Origin of the sequence: Mesorhizobium hawassense (genome assembly GCF_003289945.1) — a bacterium.
Lineage (GTDB): Bacteria > Pseudomonadota > Alphaproteobacteria > Rhizobiales > Rhizobiaceae > Mesorhizobium > Mesorhizobium hawassense.
Map to the genome: position 1 here is coordinate 540270 of NZ_QMBP01000001.1, position 16885 is coordinate 557154.

15 protein-coding genes are annotated in these 16885 nt (G+C 64.7%); 6 read left to right on the forward strand and 9 right to left on the reverse strand.

Annotated features, from left to right (window positions below):
• The first annotated feature begins 66 nt into the window (after positions 1-66).
• Positions 67-414, forward strand: coding sequence for an ATPase (locus DPM33_RS35725; RefSeq protein ID WP_146770185.1), 348 nt, complete (start codon positions 67-69; stop codon positions 412-414).
• A 65-nt stretch (positions 415-479) separates the two neighbouring features.
• Here DPM33_RS35725 and DPM33_RS02450 read toward each other — a convergent pair whose 3' ends face one another.
• Both DPM33_RS02450 and DPM33_RS02455 read right to left on the reverse strand, forming a co-directional pair.
• Positions 480-869, reverse strand: coding sequence for a hypothetical protein (locus tag DPM33_RS02450; RefSeq protein WP_112095284.1), 390 nt, complete (start codon positions 867-869; stop codon positions 480-482).
• Between the two features lie 163 nt (positions 870-1032).
• A complete protein-coding gene (locus DPM33_RS02455; protein ID WP_112095285.1) occupies positions 1033-1542 on the reverse strand; it encodes a hypothetical protein in 510 nt (169 codons plus the stop codon).
• 174 nt (positions 1543-1716) lie between these two features.
• Between DPM33_RS02455 and DPM33_RS02460 the strand changes: the two genes are divergently transcribed.
• From DPM33_RS02460 to DPM33_RS02470, 3 genes are all read left to right on the forward strand, one after another.
• Positions 1717-2679 carry an L-threonylcarbamoyladenylate synthase gene (locus DPM33_RS02460; RefSeq protein WP_167448916.1) on the forward strand — a complete coding sequence of 321 codons (963 nt, stop codon included), beginning with the start codon at positions 1717-1719 and terminating at the stop codon, positions 2677-2679.
• Between the two features lie 78 nt (positions 2680-2757).
• Positions 2758-4191: an FAD-binding oxidoreductase gene (locus DPM33_RS02465; RefSeq protein ID WP_112095287.1), complete on the forward strand. Its 1434-nt coding sequence runs from the start codon at positions 2758-2760 to the stop codon at positions 4189-4191.
• A 185-nt stretch (positions 4192-4376) separates the two neighbouring features.
• Complete coding sequence (locus DPM33_RS02470) at positions 4377-4943, forward strand: DUF6101 family protein (protein WP_112095288.1); 567 nt, start codon at positions 4377-4379, stop codon at positions 4941-4943.
• A gap of 216 nt (positions 4944-5159) precedes the next feature.
• On the opposite strand, the gene ubiA is transcribed toward DPM33_RS02470, so the two are convergent.
• Positions 5160-6143 carry a 4-hydroxybenzoate octaprenyltransferase gene (ubiA, locus tag DPM33_RS02475; protein WP_112095289.1) on the reverse strand — a complete coding sequence of 328 codons (984 nt, stop codon included), beginning with the start codon at positions 6141-6143 and terminating at the stop codon, positions 5160-5162.
• 51 nt (positions 6144-6194) lie between these two features.
• Positions 6195-7106 (reverse strand): LysR family transcriptional regulator, encoded by a 912-nt coding sequence (locus DPM33_RS02480; protein WP_112095290.1) that lies wholly within the window; start codon positions 7104-7106, stop codon positions 6195-6197.
• A 90-nt stretch (positions 7107-7196) separates the two neighbouring features.
• Between DPM33_RS02480 and DPM33_RS02485 the strand changes: the two genes are divergently transcribed.
• Both DPM33_RS02485 and purD read left to right on the forward strand, forming a co-directional pair.
• Entirely contained in the window at positions 7197-7991 is a 795-nt protein-coding gene (locus DPM33_RS02485; RefSeq protein ID WP_112095291.1) for a phytanoyl-CoA dioxygenase family protein, read from the forward strand.
• A gap of 148 nt (positions 7992-8139) precedes the next feature.
• A complete protein-coding gene (gene purD, locus DPM33_RS02490; protein ID WP_112095292.1) occupies positions 8140-9420 on the forward strand; it encodes a phosphoribosylamine--glycine ligase in 1281 nt (426 codons plus the stop codon).
• Here the strand turns inward: purD and melA are convergent.
• The 5 genes from melA to DPM33_RS02515 form a co-directional block, all read right to left on the reverse strand.
• The gene (gene melA, locus DPM33_RS02495; RefSeq protein ID WP_112095293.1) at positions 9417-10787 is read right to left on the reverse strand and encodes an alpha-glucosidase/alpha-galactosidase; all 1371 of its coding nucleotides are present in this window, start codon (positions 10785-10787) and stop codon (positions 9417-9419) included. The genes purD and melA overlap by 4 nt on opposite strands.
• 20 nt (positions 10788-10807) lie before the next feature.
• Positions 10808-12478, reverse strand: a complete 1671-nt coding sequence (locus tag DPM33_RS02500) for an ABC transporter ATP-binding protein (protein WP_112095294.1) — start codon at positions 12476-12478, stop codon at positions 10808-10810.
• A 10-nt stretch (positions 12479-12488) separates the two neighbouring features.
• Positions 12489-13643 (reverse strand): ABC transporter permease, encoded by a 1155-nt coding sequence (locus DPM33_RS02505; RefSeq protein WP_112095295.1) that lies wholly within the window; start codon positions 13641-13643, stop codon positions 12489-12491.
• A complete protein-coding gene (locus tag DPM33_RS02510; protein ID WP_112095296.1) occupies positions 13644-14651 on the reverse strand; it encodes an ABC transporter permease in 1008 nt (335 codons plus the stop codon).
• 111 nt (positions 14652-14762) lie between these two features.
• A complete protein-coding gene (locus DPM33_RS02515) occupies positions 14763-16847 on the reverse strand; it encodes an ABC transporter substrate-binding protein (RefSeq protein ID WP_112095297.1) in 2085 nt (694 codons plus the stop codon).
• Positions 16848-16885: the final 38 nt, after the last annotated feature.

The window sequence follows — 16885 nt, forward strand, 5'->3', positions numbered from 1 at the left end:
TACAGTCATATGGCGATGACCTCCGCGTGGGAGAACGATGCGTTCCCAAAACCACGGAGGCATGCCATGAATTCCGTTGACGATATCGACCTGATTGAAGAGACCCCGGCCGCCGCCGAGGCCACCGAATCCGCTTCCGAAAACGTCCTCGATCACGCCGCCGCCGCGGCTGCCGAAGCCGCCGATCCGTCCGACGATGACGAGGAAGATGGCGACGACGAAGACGGCGACGAGGAAACCACTGCCTCGGTCGACGACGAATCGGACGATGAGGATGAAGACGACGAGGATAGCGACGACGAGGACGAAGAAGCCAAAGCCTCAAGCGATGACGACTCCGACGACGAGGATGAAGACGCCGAGGACGAAGACGAGTCCGACGACGACGACGACGACAAGGAGGAGGCCGCCTGAGCCGTTTCCCGTCGTCTGAAAAATGTGGGGCGGCGTCCCAGGCGCCGCCCTTTTTTGTCAGCGTCTCAATCTTCCACGATGCTGACCCGCACGGCGTCGGAATAGACGTCGACCTCGATCAACGGCTCGCCGTTGACGATGGCGCGCCTTGTGGCGCTGCTCATGGCGCCGCCGCGTTCCAGCATGCGCTGCAGGTCGGCGCGCGAGCCGTCGCTGCGAAACCAGGGATCGCCCTGGTCGTCGCTGTCGCGCCGGTGGAACTTGTGCCAGTTGGCGCGGTCCTGCCGCACCATCTGCGCCGCGCTGCTCAACGGATAGCCGTCGCTGGCGCGATGGTCGCGATCGGAAATCCGCGCCACGTAAGAGCCGAGCATGTCGTCGGCCCGCGCCGTGCCGGCACCCAACGCTGTGGCCGCCACCAGGCCGGCAACGGCGATTGCTTTCGAAACAGTCATGGAAAACCCCCTTTGAAACGTCTGAGCCATCGTGCCCGATCCGGGTGACGGAAATCGGACAGGCTGGCCAAAGCAATTTCCGGAAAAGTGTGGAGCGGTTTTCCGGAATTGCGTCAAACCAAACAGAAGCCGCCTAGCATAGAGGGGCGAAGTTCAATGTGAACTACATCGCCTTGCCGACGCGCGGCGGTGGCGTGGTGTTTTGCGTCTGCGTCTGCGTCTGTGGCTGCGCGCTGGGCGACGCATTGGCCGTCGCGGCAGGCTGGTTGCTGGTCTTGCCGTTGCCGTTCGAAGCGGTGCCGTTGGCGGGCGTCGCAGGCGAAGTGCCGTTGGCCGGTGCGGTGGCCGCGGGTGTCGCGGGCTTGGCCGCCGCAGTCGGCGCGGGCGTTGCGAAAGCGCCGCCGACCACGCCGCCGCGAATGATCATCGGGGCCAGCTGGTGTCCGGACTTTTCGGGAATTGCCGCGACCTTTTCGTCGGTGACGGCGGGCATCGGATCGCCCAGCGCTATTACCGACGGCGTCACGGCCGCGGACAGCTTGGCCGGCTCGATCACATTCAGCCTGATCACCGACGGCGTCGAGGTCGAGGGGCCAAGCACGATGATCGACGAAGCATGCGCCGCGCCGTGCATGGCCAAAAGGCCGATAGCGAACGCTCCGAGCAAACGCATCACAAGAACTCCCCAGCCCGCAAAGACATCAAACCCGCACCTTAGGGCCGGCACATTGAAGCCGGCTTGCGCGGAACCTTAACATTTTAGGGATTGATAAATCGCCAATGCCCGCACTTGCCCGAGAGAAGCGGCCGTATTACGGGACCGGCATGTTCGAGACTGGTGGCGCATTTGGCTGAGATATTGGCGGTCGGCGAGGCTCTGGAGCATGCTTTGGCGCTGCTCGAAGGCGGCGATGTCGTCGCCATCCCGACCGAGACGGTTTACGGCCTGGCGGGCGATGCCACCAATGGCGTTGCCGTAGCGCGCATTTTCGAGGCCAAGGGCCGGCCGCGCTTCAACCCGCTGATCGCCCATGTCGCCGATCGCGCCATGGCGGACCGCATTGCCGTTTTCGATCCGCTGTCGGCCAAGCTCGCCGAGGCGTTCTGGCCCGGTCCGCTGACGCTGGTCCTGCCGCACCGCGCCGACAGCGGCATCCATCCGCTGGCCACCGCGGGGCTGGATACCATCGCGCTGCGCATGCCGAGGGGCTTCGGCGGTGAACTGATCGCGCGGCTCGGCCGCCCGCTCGCCGCCCCCAGCGCCAATTCCTCAGGCAGGATCAGCGGCACCACCGCAGGTGCTGTCGCCGCCGATCTCGGCGACAGGATCAAGCTGGTCGTCGATGGCGGCGCGACGCCCGTCGGTCTGGAATCCACCATCGTCAAGGTCGAGCACGGCGAACTCAGGCTGCTGCGGCCCGGCGGCATCGGCGCCGAGGAGATAGAGGCGGTGGCCGGCGCGAAACTGTTGCGCGGCGCCAGTGGCATCGAGGCGCCCGGCATGCTCGCCTCGCATTACGCGCCGGGCGCCGCAATGCGGCTGAACGTCGACAAGATTGCCGGGGGCGAGGCGCTGCTCGCTTTCGGCGGCAAACGCGCCGCGGGCTGGGAACAGGCGATTGCGCTGCGCAATCTCTCCGAAGCCGGCGATCTGCGCGAGGCGGCCAGCAACCTCTTCGCCTTCATGCAGGCGCTCGATCGCGTCGGAGCCGCGACCATCGCCGTCGAGCCCATCCCGTTCGAGGGACTGGGCGAGGCGATCAACGACCGGCTTGCCCGCGCTGCCGCGCCGCGTGACAAGATCGGCTGAGCGCCCCCCAAGTCAAGGAAGTAGAGTATGTCCGAAAACCGCTTCACACTTTTCGGCATCATGCTCTAGTTTCGAACCATGAACGATCAGCCCTTCGATCTCGATCCCGCCGTCATCGACCGTTTCGCTTCTATCGTCGGCGAAAAATACGCGCTGCGCGACCAGGCCGATATCGCGCCTTACATCACCGAACGGCGCGGTCTGTGGCATGGCCGCACATCGCTTGTGCTCAGGCCGGGCAGCGTCGAGGAAGTGAGCCGCATCATGCGCCTCGCCACCGAGACCGGAACGCCGATCGTACCGCAGAGCGGCAACACCGGGTTGGTCGGCGCGCAGGTGCCCGACAAATCCGGCCACGACATCGTGCTGTCCCTGTCGCGATTGAACCGCATCCGCGAGATCGATGTCTTGTCGAATACGGTGACGGTCGAGGCCGGCGTCATCCTGCAGACGCTGCAGGAAGCCGCCGACGCCGCCGACCGGCTGTTTCCGCTGTCGCTCGCCGCGCAAGGCTCCTGCCAGATCGGCGGCAATCTTTCCTCCAATGCCGGCGGCACCGGCGTGCTTGCCTACGGCAATGCGCGCGAGCTCTGCCTCGGCGTCGAGGTGGTGCTGCCGACCGGCGAGGTGTTCGACGATCTGCGCAAGCTGAAGAAGGACAACACCGGCTACGATCTGAAGAACCTCTTCGTCGGCGCCGAAGGCACGCTCGGCGTCATCACCGCCGCGGTGCTGAAACTGTTCCCGAAGCCGAAGGGCAGGGAGGTCGCTTTTGCCGGTCTTCCGTCATCCCCGAACGACGCGCTGTCGCTGTTCACCCTGGCGATGGATCGCGCCGGCGCCTCGCTCACCGCTTTTGAATTGATCGCCAAACGGCCTTACGACTTCACGCTCAAGCATGGTCAAGGCATCACGCGGCCGCTGGCCGATGACTGGCCGTGGTATGTCTTGATGCAGGTTTCGTCCGGCCGTTCCGAAGAGGACGGCAAGGCGCTGATCGAGGAGATTCTTGCGGCCGGCCTCGAACAGGGCATCGTCGGCGACGCCGTGGTGTCGGCAAGCCTCGCCCAGGGTGACGCCTTCTGGAATTTCCGCGAGACGCTGCCCGAATGCCAGAAGCCGGAGGGCGCCTCGATCAAGCACGACATCTCCGTGCCGATCGCCTCGATCCCCGAGTTCATCGAAAAGGCGGCCGGCGTGGTCGAGACCGTCTGCCCCGGCGCGCGCGTCGTCTGCTTCGGCCATATGGGCGACGGCAATCTGCACTACAACATCTCGCGCCCCGTGGACTGGCGGGACGAAGCGTTCCTCGACCTCTACCACCTTATGAACCACGCCGTGCACGACGTCGTGCGCTCCTTCCACGGTTCGATCTCGGCCGAGCACGGCATCGGTCAGTTGAAGCGTGACGAGCTCATCGCCACGGCGCCGCCGATGGCCATCGATCTGATGCGACGGGTGAAGGCGGCCTTCGATCCGGCCGGCATCATGAATCCCGGTAAGGTTATCTGATCCTTCCTGGATCCGGCGGCCGGTCGCATTCCGATAACCATCGCTGCGATCAGCAAAATTTAACCGAACTTCTTAAGCGCGACGGTAAGAAGCGAGCGCTAATGTTTCTTCCCATAACGAGGCCGGAAAAACCGGCCCTGAGAGAACCGGAAAACGGCCCTCAGGAGTAACAGGGAAGACATTCGATGAACACTGGACTGAAGCCAGTCTGGGCCGGGCGCAACATGCGTCTCGACCCGTTTCGCCTGCCGCAGATGGTGAGCTACGCCACCCGCGACGACTATGGCGATGTCACCTTCACCATCGACCAGCGCGGCGCCGTCATCCGCCGCATGCTGGAGATGAGCGGCGTGCCGGCGATCATCGCGCTGCCCGCCAAGGCCTTCCTCGGCGTCGCCGCGCGCGCCATGGAAGATCCGGACGGCAACGTCACCGTGACGCTGGAACTCCTGCACAATGACCCGATGCTGTCGGTGCCGCTGCTGGTCGCCGACGACCTCGAGGACGTCGCCGCCGACTGGCGCGCCTGGGCCGACGCCTATCGCCTGCCGATGCTGCTGATCGAGGCCGACGGCATTGCCCGCACGCTGGAGGAATCGCTCGGCGTCGCCATCAAGGCGCTGCCGCCGCAGGAGCGCCGCAAGGGCCGCGTCTCCAACATGCGCCGCCCGCGCTTCCTCGCCCGCCGCAAGGCCGGCAACCTTGGCCTGAGGCTGGTCATCGACGGCCAAGAGATTATTGCAAGGGAGTAGCCGATGACAGCCTTCTTCTCCCCGTCACTATACGGGGAGAAGTGCCCGGCAGGGCGATGAGGGGCAGCGCTGACCTCCGCCATTTTGGCCATCTCAAACTTTGATGGAATACACGCGCTCTGTCGCCGCCGTGCGTTTCACCTTGCCTCCCAGGTCGGCGCTGCCCCGCATCCGGCTGCCGCCACCTTCTCCCCGTGGAACGGGGAGAAGGGAGAACTACACCAGCGGCTTCAGCCATATCCAGACCGAGCCGCCGATCAGTCCGAGGAAGATCAGCCAGCCGACCTGGTTGTTCGACTTGAACAGCTTCAGGCATTGGTCCGGATTGTTGATGTCGAGCCGGATGATCTGACGCGCCATATGCGCGCCGGCGGCGATCAGCCCCGCCAGTGACACCACCGGCACCTGCGCCGAGGCAAAGGCGATGGCGAAGCAGACCAGCGCGCCGCCATAAAGCCCAACCAGCCAGGTCTTGGTGTTGTCGCCGAACAGCCGCGCCGTCGAGCGCACGCCGACGATGGCGTCGTCTTCCTTGTCCTGATGCGCATAGATCGTGTCGTAGCCGATCACCCACAGGATCGAGCCGATATAGAGCATGATCGCCGGGTCATCGATGTCGCCGAACTCGACCGCCCAGCCCATCAGCGCGCCCCAGGAGAAGGCGAGCCCAAGCACGAATTGCGGCCAGTTGGTGATGCGCTTCATGAAGGGATAGACGGCGACGATCGCCAGCGAGGCGATGCCGAGCGGAATGGCGAAGCTGTTGAACTGCAGCAGCACGGCCAGGCCCACGAGCGCCTGGATGATGACGAATGCCCAGGCCTGGCGGCGCGTCACCTTGCCGGCCGGCAGCGGCCGCGAGCGGGTGCGCTCGACCTGATTGTCGATATCCTCGTCGGCGAGGTCGTTATAGGTGCAGCCGGCGCCGCGCATGGCGACCGCGCCGATGAAGAACATCAGCAGATACCAGGGCGCCGGAAGCAGCGTCAGCAGCGGGTCGGTCGGGCGCGGATAGGCGCCCGCGGCAAGTGCGGCGGACCACCAGCAAGGCCATAAAAGCAGCTGCCAGCCGATCGGTCGGTCCCAGCGCGCCAGCTGCGCATGGGGCCACAGCCAGCGCGGCAGCACCCGGTAGACCCAATGGCCGCTCGGCGCATCGGCGACACGGCCCTGGATCGCTTTCGACTGGACGGTTTCCATCGTGCTGGAGTGGCAGCAGCAAGGGGCGCCGTCAAGCTGCCGCGTTGTCGCTCAGCCGGTGAAAACATCGTGACCGGCAAACCATGCCTTGGCGACCTCGATGAAGGCCATGGCCGCCTTGGACAGGCGCTGACGCGTGTCGTGGGTCAGGATGATGCGCTGCATCGGCAGCGGGTCGGAGAGCGGCTTGCAGATCAGCGGCAGTCCGTCATAGCTCATATCGCCATGCGGCCTGGTGTAGCTGACGGCGACGCCGAAGCCGTTGGCCACCATCGAGCGCTGCAGCTCGAACGAACTCGTGGTCGCCCGGGCGATCGGCGACAGGCCGCGGCTGAGGAAGAGGTCCAGCATGTGCTGCCAGCTGTGCGGCTGGTCGGTGGTGATCAGCGGGTAGGTCGCGAGCTCTGCCAGGCTGACGGCATGCTTGTCCGCCAGCACATGGCCTGCGGGCAGAAGCGCATGCGGCCGCAGTTCATGCAGCAGAATGCGCTTGAAATGCCCGGGCAGGCCGAGATCGTAGGTGAGGCCGAGATCGACGGCGCTGTCGGCGAGGCGCCGTCCCAGCGTGTCGAAGGTCTCGTCGCCGATGACGACGGTGACGGCCGGGCAGCGCTCGGCGAAGGCGCGCATCAGCGCTGGCGCGAAATAGGGCGCCAGATCCTCAAAACAGCCGAGCACCAGTTCGCCGCCGATATCGGCGTCGCGCGATCCGAGCGCCGCCAGTTCGTCCGCCTCGCCCAGCACCTGCCTTGCCTTGGCGACGGCCCTGCGGCCGAACGATGTCAGCGCAACGCCGCTGCCGCGCTGGCGCACGAACAGTTTCTGGCCAAGCGCGTCCTCGACATTGTCGATCGCCACCGAGATCGACGGCTGCGAGACGTTCAGTGCCTGGGCCGCCATGGTCACGCTGCCATAGCGGGCGACGGCAACGACATAGCGCAATTGCGTGAGTGTGAATTTCATAGGCTAAAACTATAAGCAGGATGAGAAGTTATTATTTTACCCGATATGAGACGACTGCGATAGTTGGGTATCGCACCCAAGGAGAGAGCCATGGCCAGCCCAAAGATCGATGCTTCGACGATTGCCGATTATCAGCGCGATGGCGCCGTCTGCATCCGCGGCGCCTTCAAGGACTGGGTCGACGTAATCGCCGACGGCATCGAGCGCAATATGCAGAGCCGCAGCGCCACGGCCTCCGACATCGCCGGCGGCAAGGGCAGCTTCTTCGACGACTACTGCAACTGGGAGCGCATCCCGGAATTCGTCAGGATCGTCAGGGAATCGCCGGCCGCCGAGCTTGCGGCCGCCGTCATGCAGTCGCGCAGCGCGCAGTTCTTCCACGACCACGTGCTGGTCAAGGAGCCCGGCACGCAGAAGCCGACGCCCTGGCACCAGGACATCCCCTATTACTTCGTCGACGGCAGCCAGACGGTGAGCTTCTGGATCCCGATCGATCCGGTGAAGGAGGCGACGCTTCGGCTGATCGCCGGCTCGCACAAATGGGAGAAGATGGTGCTGCCGGTGCGCTGGCTGAACGACGACAATTTCTATGCCGGCCAGGGCGATTACCGGCCGGTGCCGGATCCCGACAACGATCCGTCGATGAAGGTGCTCGAATGGGAGATGGAGCCGGGCGACGCCATCCTGTTCGATTTCCGCACGGCGCATGGCGCGCGCGGCAACATGACCGCGGCGCGGCGCCGGGCGCTGTCGTTGCGCTGGGTCGGCGACGACGCGCACTATGTCGAGCGCCCCGGCCGCACCTCGCCGCCCTATCCCGGCCATGACATGAAGCCCGGCCAGAAACTGCGCGAGGACTGGTTTCCGGTCGTCTATCAGAGCTGAGTCGTTCTTCCGGACTGGCCTCATCACATCTTGATGAACGCCATGTTCCCGTGCGCAATTGCCGCCAAAATGCCAATGTGCCTTGACCCGTCGCCCGCGGACCAATAGCGGGTTCTCTCGACGGGACGAGCGGCAGCAAGAGGTGGCCATGAATGTTCTTCTTCTCGGCTCGGGTGGCCGCGAACATGCGCTCGCCTGGAAGATGTCCGACTCGCCGTTGCTGACCAGGCTCTATGCCTCGCCCGGCAATCCGGGCATCGGCCGTGTCGCCGAACTGGTGAAGGTCGACGTCGCCGACCATTCCGCGGTCGCTGCATTCTGCCAGGAAAAGAAGATCGATCTGGTCGTCGTCGGCCCGGAAGGTCCGCTGGTGGCGGGCATCGCCGACGATCTGCGCGCCTGGGGCATCCGTGTCTTCGGCCCGTCCAAGGCGGCGGCGCGGCTCGAGGGCTCGAAAGGCTTCACCAAGGATCTCTGCGCCCGGTTCAACATCCCCACCGCCGCGTATGGGCGCTTCAGCGATCTCGCTTCGGCCAAGGCCTATGTCGAGAAGGTCGGCGCGCCGATCGTCATCAAGGCCGACGGGCTGGCCGCCGGCAAGGGCGTGACCGTCGCCATGACGCTTCCAGAGGCGATTGCCGCGCTCGCAGCCTGTTTCGACGGCTCCTTCGGCGCCGCCGGCGCCGAGGTCGTGGTCGAGGAATATCTGACCGGCGAGGAGGCGAGCTTCTTTTGCCTGTGTGACGGCGTCACCGCGCTGCCCTTCGGCACCGCGCAGGACCACAAGCGGGTCGGCGACGGCGATACCGGGCCGAACACCGGCGGCATGGGCGCCTATTCGCCGGCCCCGGTGATGACGCCGGAAATGACTGAGCGCACCATGCGCGAGATCATCGAGCCGACAATGCGCGGCATGGCCAATATCGGCGCGCCGTTCGCCGGCATCCTGTTCGCAGGCCTGATGATCACCGATCAGGGCCCGAAGCTGATCGAGTACAACACTCGCTTCGGCGATCCCGAATGCCAGGTGCTGATGATGCGGCTGAAGGACGATCTGCTCGTCCTGCTCAACGCCGCCGTCGACGGCCAGCTCGCGCATATGTCCATCCGCTGGAGCGACGAGGCGGCGTTGGCCGTGGTGATGGCGGCGCGCGGCTATCCGGGCACGCCGGAAAAGGGCTCGGTCATCCGCGGCCTCGACAAGCTGGAAGGCGAGGGCGTCCAGGTCTTCCATGCCGGCACCGCCGTCAATGGCGGCGCGCTGGTCGCCAATGGCGGCCGCGTGCTCAACGTCACCGCGCTTGGCAAGACCGTCGGCGAGGCGCAGGCCAAGGCCTACGCGGCGGTCGACCGTATCGACTGGCCGCAGGGCTTCTGCCGTCGCGATATCGGCTGGCAGGCCGTGGCGCGCGAGAAGGCTGGGACCTAAGCCGCGGCGCTCTTGCGGCCTCCGCGCGCCCAGGCCGGCAGCCAGTCGCCATGCGCGGCGAGCAGATCGTCGACCAGCGACCAGATCTGGTCGAGGTCGAGCTCGGCCGCGGTGTGCGGATCCATCATCGCCGCGTGGTAGATATGCTCGCGGTTCTCGCTCATCAGCGCCCGCACCGTCAGCTCCTGCACGTTGATGTTGGTGCGGATCAGCGCCGTCAGCTGCGGCGGCAGCTCGCCGATATAGGTCGGCTGGATGCCCGAGGCATCGACCAGGCATGGCACCTCCGCCGCGCAGTCGACAGGCAGCGAGGTGATGCAGCCATTGTTGCGGACATTGCCGTAGATCACCGACGGCTCGCCGGTCCACACCGAGTTCATGATCGAGGAGGCATATTCCCTGGATTGCTCGACCTCGATCCGGTCGGCGGAGCGGTAGGCCTCCGCCTGGCCCTTCCAGCGCTCGATCTGCTCGATGCAGCGCTTTGGATATTCGTCGAGCGGAATGCCGTATTTCTCGATCAGGTCGGGCCGGCCGTCCTTGATGAAATAGGGCGTGTATTCGGCGAAATGTTCCGAGCTTTCAGTGACGAAATAGCCGAGCCGGGTCAGCATCTCATAGCGCACCTTGTTCGGGCAGCGCGGATTCCAGCCCGGCTTCGGCGCGCGGCCTTCGCGGTAGGCGCGCACGAGGTCGGGGTAGAGGTCGCGATAGGAGCCGTCGGGCTGGCGATGCTCGAATTTGAGATAAAAGGCCATGTGGTTGATGCCGGCCGAGCGGTAGCGGATCTCCTCATAGGGGAGGTCGAGATCGTGCGCCAATTCCATCGCCGTGCCCTGCACCGAATGGCAGAGCCCGACCTGCTTGATTTGGGGGTATTTCTCGGCGATCGCCCAGGTGTTGATCGCCATCGGGTTGACATATTGCAGCATGATCGCTTCCGGGCAGACGGCGAGCATGTCCTCGCAGATCGTCCACAGATGCGGCACGGTCCTGAGGCCCCGCATGATGCCGCCGACGCCCAGCGTGTCCGCGATCGTCTGGCGCAGGCCATATTTCTTCGGCACCTCGAAGTCGGTGACGGTGCAGGGTTCGTAGCCGCCGATCTGGAAGGCGACGACGACGAAGTCGGCGCCCGCCAGCGCCTTGCGCTGGTCGGAATAGGTCTCGGCCTTGGCCTTGACGCCGAGCGTCGCGATCAGCTTGTTGACGACGATGGCGCTTTCTTCCAGCCGCTGCGGATTGATGTCCATCAGCGCGATGGTCGCGCCCGACAGCGCCGGCCGCTGCAGCACGTCGCCGACGATGTTCTTCATGAACACCGTCGAGCCGGCGCCGATGAACGTGATCCTGGGATTTCTAGCCACTGTAAGCCTCCGGCACTTGTCTACGCCACCTCAAAGGCGGCCCTGACGAGCCGTTCGGTGTAGGCGGTCTTGGGATTGGAAAGGACCTCGTCGACAGGCCCCTGTTCGACGATCTTGCCCTGCTGCATGACGATGACGCGGTGGCAGAGCGCCCGCACCACCTTGAGGTCGTGCGAGATGAACAGATAGCTCAAGCCCCGCTCGTCCTGCAGCTTGCGCAACAGGTCGATGATCTGCGCCTGGACGGAAAGGTCCAGCGCCGATGTCGGCTCGTCGAGCAGGATGAATTCGGGCTCCAGCGCAATCGCCCGCGCGATCGCGATGCGCTGCCGCTGGCCGCCGGAGAATTCATGCGGAAAGCGCGACAGGATGTTGCCGGGCATGCCGGCGCTGACCAGCGCCTCGCGCACGCGCTCGACCCGCTCGCGCCGCGTCGCGCCCAGTTTGTTGACGACCAGCCCCTCCTCGATGATCTGGCCGATCGTCATGCGCGGATTGAGCGAGGAGAAGGGGTCCTGGAAGACGATCTGCATGCGCGAGCGCAGCGGCCGCATCTCGGCTCGCGACCGGCCCTGGATCGGTTGTCCGTCGAAGCTTATTTCGCCGCGCTTGGCGTCCTGCAGCCGAAGCAGGGTAAGGCCGAACGTGGTCTTGCCGGAGCCGGACTCGCCGACCAGCCCCAGCGTCTCGTGTCGGCAAAGCTTCAGGCCGAGATTGTCGACCGCGACCAGTTCGCGCCAGTCCGGTTTCAGGAACGAACCGTGGCGCAGCATGAAGCAGACGCGCACGCCGTTCGCCTCGAGGATGGCGCCGCTGCCTTCCGGCAGTGGTTGCGGCCGCCCGCGCGGCTCGGAGGCGAGCAGCCGCTGCGTGTAGGGATGCTGGGGGTCAGCGAACAGCCTTTCGGTGACGTTGTGCTCGCGCATCTCGCCATTCTGCATGACATAGACATAGTCGGAGAACTTGCGCACCACCGTGAGGTCGTGGGTGATCAGGATCACCGCCATCTTCAGCTCTTTCTGAAGATTGCGGATCAGGTTCAGGATCTGCGCCTGGACAGTGACGTCGAGCGCCGTCGTCGGCTCGTCGGCGATCAGCACGTCGGGTTCGTTGGCCAGAGCCATGGCGATCATCACGCGCTGGCGCTGCCCGCCGGAGAGCTGGTGCGGATACTGCTTGATGCGTGCTTCCGGCTCGGGGATCTGGACATGCTTGAGGAGTTCGAGCGCCCGCGCCCAGGCTTCCTTGCGGCTCACCTTGCGATGCACCCTGATCGCCTCGACGATCTGGCTGCCCACCGTGTAGATCGGGTTGAGCGAGCTCATCGGCTCCTGGAAGATCATCGAGATCCGGTTGCCGCGCAGCTTGCGCCGGGCGCTCTCGGGGAACTTCAGAATGTCCTGCCCGCAATAGTCGACGCTGGAGCGTGGCGATACCGTCGCCCGGCGCGACAATAGCCCCATGACCGTCCGCGCCGTCACCGACTTGCCGGAACCGGACTCGCCGACGATGGCGATGGTCTCGCCGCGATAGAGCTGGAACGACACATCCTTCACCGCCTCGACGGTGCCGTGTTCCACCTTGAAAGCGACCTCGATGTTGCGCGCATCGATGATCGGCTGTTCATGCCGCGCGGCATGGTCGTGCCGGACGGCGGGTGCGAAATCATCTGCGAGGGCGATCGTCGTCATCCCGGCCACCTCAGTACGGATCGACGGCATCGCGCAGGCCGTCGCCCAGCGCGTTGAAAGCAAACACGGTGACCAGCACGAAGCCGACCGGCGACAAGATCCACGGATAGGTGCCAATGACCGAATAGGTCGCCGTGTCCTGCAGCATCAGCCCCCAGGAGATCAGCGGCGGCTTCACCGCAAAGCCGAGGAAGCCGAGGAAGGCTTCGAGCAGCACCACCGTCGGAATGGCGATCGTCACCGCGACGATCACATGGCTCATCACATTGGGGAAGATGTGCTGCATGATGATGCGCCGGTCGGTGGCGCCGACCGCCATGGCGGCGCGCACATAGTCGATCCGCGCCAGCGCCAATGTCTTGCCGCGCACCTCGCGCGACATCTGCGCCCAGCCCAGCGCCGACATGACGATGATGACGAAGGCAAGGAAGACGTTGGTCGGCGCGGTGACCGGGATCAGCGTCGTCAGCGCCAGATAAAGCGGCAGTTGCGGGAAGGCGAGCACCAGCTCTACGAAGCGCTGCATCCAGACGTCGAACTTGCCGCCGAAATAGCCGGAGACCATGCCGATGGTGGTGCCGATCAAGGTGATGATGAAGACCACCGTCAGCGCGATCATCAGCGAGACGCGCGAGCCGTGGATGGCGCGTGACAGCACGTCGCGGCCGAACTTGTCTGTGCCGAGGAAATGCACCGGCTGGCCGTCCATCGAGGCAAAGAAATGCCGGTCCGCGGGGATCAGACCGAGAAGCTTGTAGGGCGCGCCTTCGGCGAAGAAGCCAAGCAGGCGTGGATGGTCGTAGTCGGGGCCGACGATCGGCTGGAACGTGACCGGATCGAGATCGGCCGAGTCGGCCAGTGCGTAGACCCGCGGCTGCCAGACGAAATTGCCGTCCTTGTCGTGGAAACTCATGACCTGCGGCGGCGCGAAAGCGACATCGGTGGCCTTCGGGTCCATCGGCGCCAGGAAATCCGCGAAGACAGCCATGATCAAAAGCAGCACGACCAGGATCAGCCCGGCCATGCCGGTCCAGGAGCGCTTCAGGCGGCGCCAGACCAGCGCGATATAGCTCTCGTTGGCGTGCGCCGGTTCGGCGATCGTCACGCCCTCGGCCGGCAAGGGCGTAAGGGATGGGGGCGTCGGGGAGGGGTCGCGCGCCAGCATCTAGTGTTCCCCGAACTGGCGGACGCGCGGGTCGAGCAGCACGAGCAGCAGGTCGGCTATGATGTTGCCGACGATCAGCGTCGCCGACAGCACCATCATGAAGGTGGCCGTGACATAGACGTCGCCGACCGCCATCGAGCCGACGATCGCCGGGCCGACGGTGGGCAACGCGAAGATGATCGCCGTCTCGATTTCGCCGGTGAGCATGTAGGGCAGCACCACGCCTTGATACATGATCAGCGGATGCAGCGCATTGGGCACGGCATGACGCATCACCACGGCGCCGCCGGTCAATCCCTTGGCCTTGGCCGTCTCGACATATTGGGCGTTCAGCGTGTCGAGCAGATTGCCGCGCATGACGCGCATGTTGTAGGCGAGGCCGCCGAAGGTCGCGATCGCCACCACCGGCCAGACATGCTTGACGAGGTCGACGAATTTCGCCCACGACCATGGCGCGCCGCCATATTGCGGCGAGAAGAACGAGCCGATCTCCGAAACGTTGAACTGGAAGACCAGCAGATAGACGATGATCAGCGCCATCAGGAAGCGCGGCACCGTCATCCCCAGGAAGGAGATGACCGAAAGCGTCGAGTCGATCCAGGAATACTGCCGCGTCGCCGCCCATATGCCGAAGGTGATGCCGAGCACCGAGGCGAGCAGGTGGCAGACCAGCGCCAAAAGCAGCGTGCGCGGCAGCCTCTCGCCCACCACGTCGGCCACCGGCTTGTTGTAGTAGAGGCTGTAGCCGAAATCGCCGCGGGTGACGATGCCGCCGATCCAGTTGAGATACTGGATGGGCAGCGGCTTATCGAGACCATGCTCCACGCGATACGCCTGCGCCTGCGCGTCAGCCTCGGCATAGGAGGCGCCGCCCTGGTTGATCAGCTGCGATTTGATGTAGTCGGCATAGTCGCCCGGCGGCGCCTGGATGATGGCGAAGGTGACCAGGCTCAAAATCGCCAGCACGGGAACGGCCGACGCGATGCGCATGAGCAGGAATCGCAACATGGACGGTCTGCTTCCTTTCTGGCCGGTCACGCATTCGATACGTTCGGAGGATCTGCTCTGTCCGGCCGCGCCGCAACGCGGCCGGACATCTCTTCGTCAGGGAGGTAAAGCTTAATCCATTGGTCCCTTCTTTCCAGGCTTGCCGGGAAGTTCCTGGGGAAAGAGTTCATACTTGGCCTGCTTGTCCGCGTTGACGAACACGCGCTCGCGGATGATCGAGTCCTCGGCCCAGTTGAACATGAAGATCGGCGTGCCCTGCGGGATGTTGGAGAAGCGCTTGTTGACGATCAGCGCGCCCGGATACTCGGTCAGGCCGACATTGTAGACGTTCTCTGTCGAGATCTTCTGGAACTTCCGCATCAGCTCGGCACGCTGGTCGTTGTCTTGCGTCGAGACGAACTTGTTGACGATGTCGACGAGGTCCTTCTCGAACGGCATCAGGTCGACCTCGCCGCTTTCCGGCGCCCGATGGTTCCAGCTGGTCTTCGGCCCGACCGGCGCGAGCTGCTCGGTGTTCTGTACCACCGAGGTGAGCTCCTGGTCGTTGCGCCGGATCAGCCAGTCGAAGCGGCCCGAGTACTGCGAGGCGTCGCGCTGCGTCCCGTTGAGGCCGTTGAGCACGACCCTGAGGCCAAGTTTCTCCATCTGCGCCACCACGCCTTCGGCAAGGCTCTTGTCGGTCGTGTAGTCGTTGTTGACCAGCATCACGATCTCGACATCCTTGCCGCCGGCGGTGCCGGCCCGGAAGTTCACGATGCCGTCGCCGTCGGTGTCCTTGAGGCCGGCCTTGGCGAGCAAGGCCTTGGCTCCCGCGAGGTCGAAGGGATAGTAGACCGTCGACTTGCGGTCATAGAAGCTGGTGCCGGACGAGAAGCCGCCCGGATAGATGGCAGTGAACGGACCCTTGACGAGGGAGTCGCCCAGCGCCTTGCGGTCGAGCGCCATGGTGACGGCCTTGCGGAAGTCCTCGTTGCGGTTCAATTCGCGCACCGCCTGGCTGCGCTCGTCTGGGTTGCCCCAGCCATTGGCGGAAAAGTTGAGCCGCAGATTGTAGCCGATCAGGCGCGGCCCGAAGGCGAGCCGCGCCGGCGCTTTCGGGTCGGCCGCGCGCTTCAGCGAGGCGACGAAGTTCTCGGGCTGCTCGAGATTGGAGAAGTCGCCCGAGCCCGCCACCGCCTGGACATCGCGGTCGGCCCAGGTCGACAGCTTGTACTGCAGCTCGTTGAGGTAGGGTAGCTGGTTGCCCTTCTCGTCGACTTTCCAATAGTACGGGTTGCGGCGCATGACGATGATGTCGTCCGGCCTGTATTCGACCGGCACCCAGGCGCCCATCACCGGCATGTTCATATATTCCGGCGGGAAAGCGTTCTTGAACTGGTCGTAGGTGTTCTTCGAATATTTCGGATGCTGCGGCTTGAGGATGTGCGACGGACCGGGACAGAACGTGCCGTAGGCCATGGCATAGAGATATTGCCGCGGGAACGCCTCCTTGAAAGTCCATTCGACGGTGTAGTCGTCGACTTTCTTCAGCGTCGTGCCGACCCCGAAGGTTTCAGGCGTGGCGCCGTTCAGCGGCGAGACGTTCGGATCGACGACCTCGTCGTCCCAGTAGAACATGACGTCGTCGGCGTTGAAGGGCGCACCGTCGGACCATTTGGCGCCTTCGATCAGATGCATGGTCAGCTTGTGGCCGTCGCTCGACCAGTCCCAGCTCCTGGCGAGATTGGGCAGCGGCTCGGTGTCCTTGGCCTCGACCTGGAACAGCGGTGCCGTGCGCGTCAGGCATTCTGAAAGCCCGATGTCGATGCCGCCCCAGCCCTGCGTCTGGCCGGCGCCGTAGTTCCAGCCTTCCGGCCGGCCGCCGATGACATGGCGCATCGTGTCGCCGTAGACGCCGACGCCGTCCGGCATGTTGCCGGTCTTGAAGACCAGCGGCTCCTTCGGCAACCGGTCCTTGACCGGCGGCAGCTTGCCGGTCTTGACGAATTTCTCGGTCACCCAGTCCGGCTCGTGATAGTCGGGCAGCGCCTTGAACTCCAGGATGGAGTCGCGCGCTACAAACTTGATCTTGCCTTCGGCGGGGAACGTCGCCGGCTCCGGTGGCACTGTCGGTTCGGACGCGAAAGCGTTGAGCGCATGGACCGAAACGCCGAGCATCAACCCGGCGGCAATGCCAATTCTACGAATACTTCTCATAGTTCTCCTCCCAGATGTTTGGACGTTCCTGTTGCCCG

Excerpts from the sequence above, each read along its gene's own strand:
- DPM33_RS35725 (WP_146770185.1), top strand. The coding sequence starts at position 67 with ATGAATTCCGTTGACGATATCGACCTGATTGAAGAGACCCCGGCCGCC.
- DPM33_RS02450 (WP_112095284.1), bottom strand. The coding sequence starts at position 869 with ATGACTGTTTCGAAAGCAATCGCCGTTGCCGGCCTGGTGGCGGCCACA.
- DPM33_RS02455 (WP_112095285.1), bottom strand. The coding sequence starts at position 1,542 with ATGCGTTTGCTCGGAGCGTTCGCTATCGGCCTTTTGGCCATGCACGGC.
- DPM33_RS02465 (WP_112095287.1), top strand. The coding sequence starts at position 2,758 with ATGAACGATCAGCCCTTCGATCTCGATCCCGCCGTCATCGACCGTTTC.
- DPM33_RS02470 (WP_112095288.1), top strand. The coding sequence starts at position 4,377 with ATGAACACTGGACTGAAGCCAGTCTGGGCCGGGCGCAACATGCGTCTC.
- ubiA (WP_112095289.1), bottom strand. The coding sequence starts at position 6,143 with ATGGAAACCGTCCAGTCGAAAGCGATCCAGGGCCGTGTCGCCGATGCG.
- DPM33_RS02480 (WP_112095290.1), bottom strand. The coding sequence starts at position 7,106 with ATGAAATTCACACTCACGCAATTGCGCTATGTCGTTGCCGTCGCCCGC.
- DPM33_RS02485 (WP_112095291.1), top strand. The coding sequence starts at position 7,197 with ATGGCCAGCCCAAAGATCGATGCTTCGACGATTGCCGATTATCAGCGC.
- purD (WP_112095292.1), top strand. The coding sequence starts at position 8,140 with ATGAATGTTCTTCTTCTCGGCTCGGGTGGCCGCGAACATGCGCTCGCC.
- DPM33_RS02500 (WP_112095294.1), bottom strand. The coding sequence starts at position 12,478 with ATGACGACGATCGCCCTCGCAGATGATTTCGCACCCGCCGTCCGGCAC.
- DPM33_RS02505 (WP_112095295.1), bottom strand. The coding sequence starts at position 13,643 with ATGCTGGCGCGCGACCCCTCCCCGACGCCCCCATCCCTTACGCCCTTG.
- DPM33_RS02510 (WP_112095296.1), bottom strand. The coding sequence starts at position 14,651 with ATGTTGCGATTCCTGCTCATGCGCATCGCGTCGGCCGTTCCCGTGCTG.
- DPM33_RS02515 (WP_112095297.1), bottom strand. The coding sequence starts at position 16,847 with ATGAGAAGTATTCGTAGAATTGGCATTGCCGCCGGGTTGATGCTCGGC.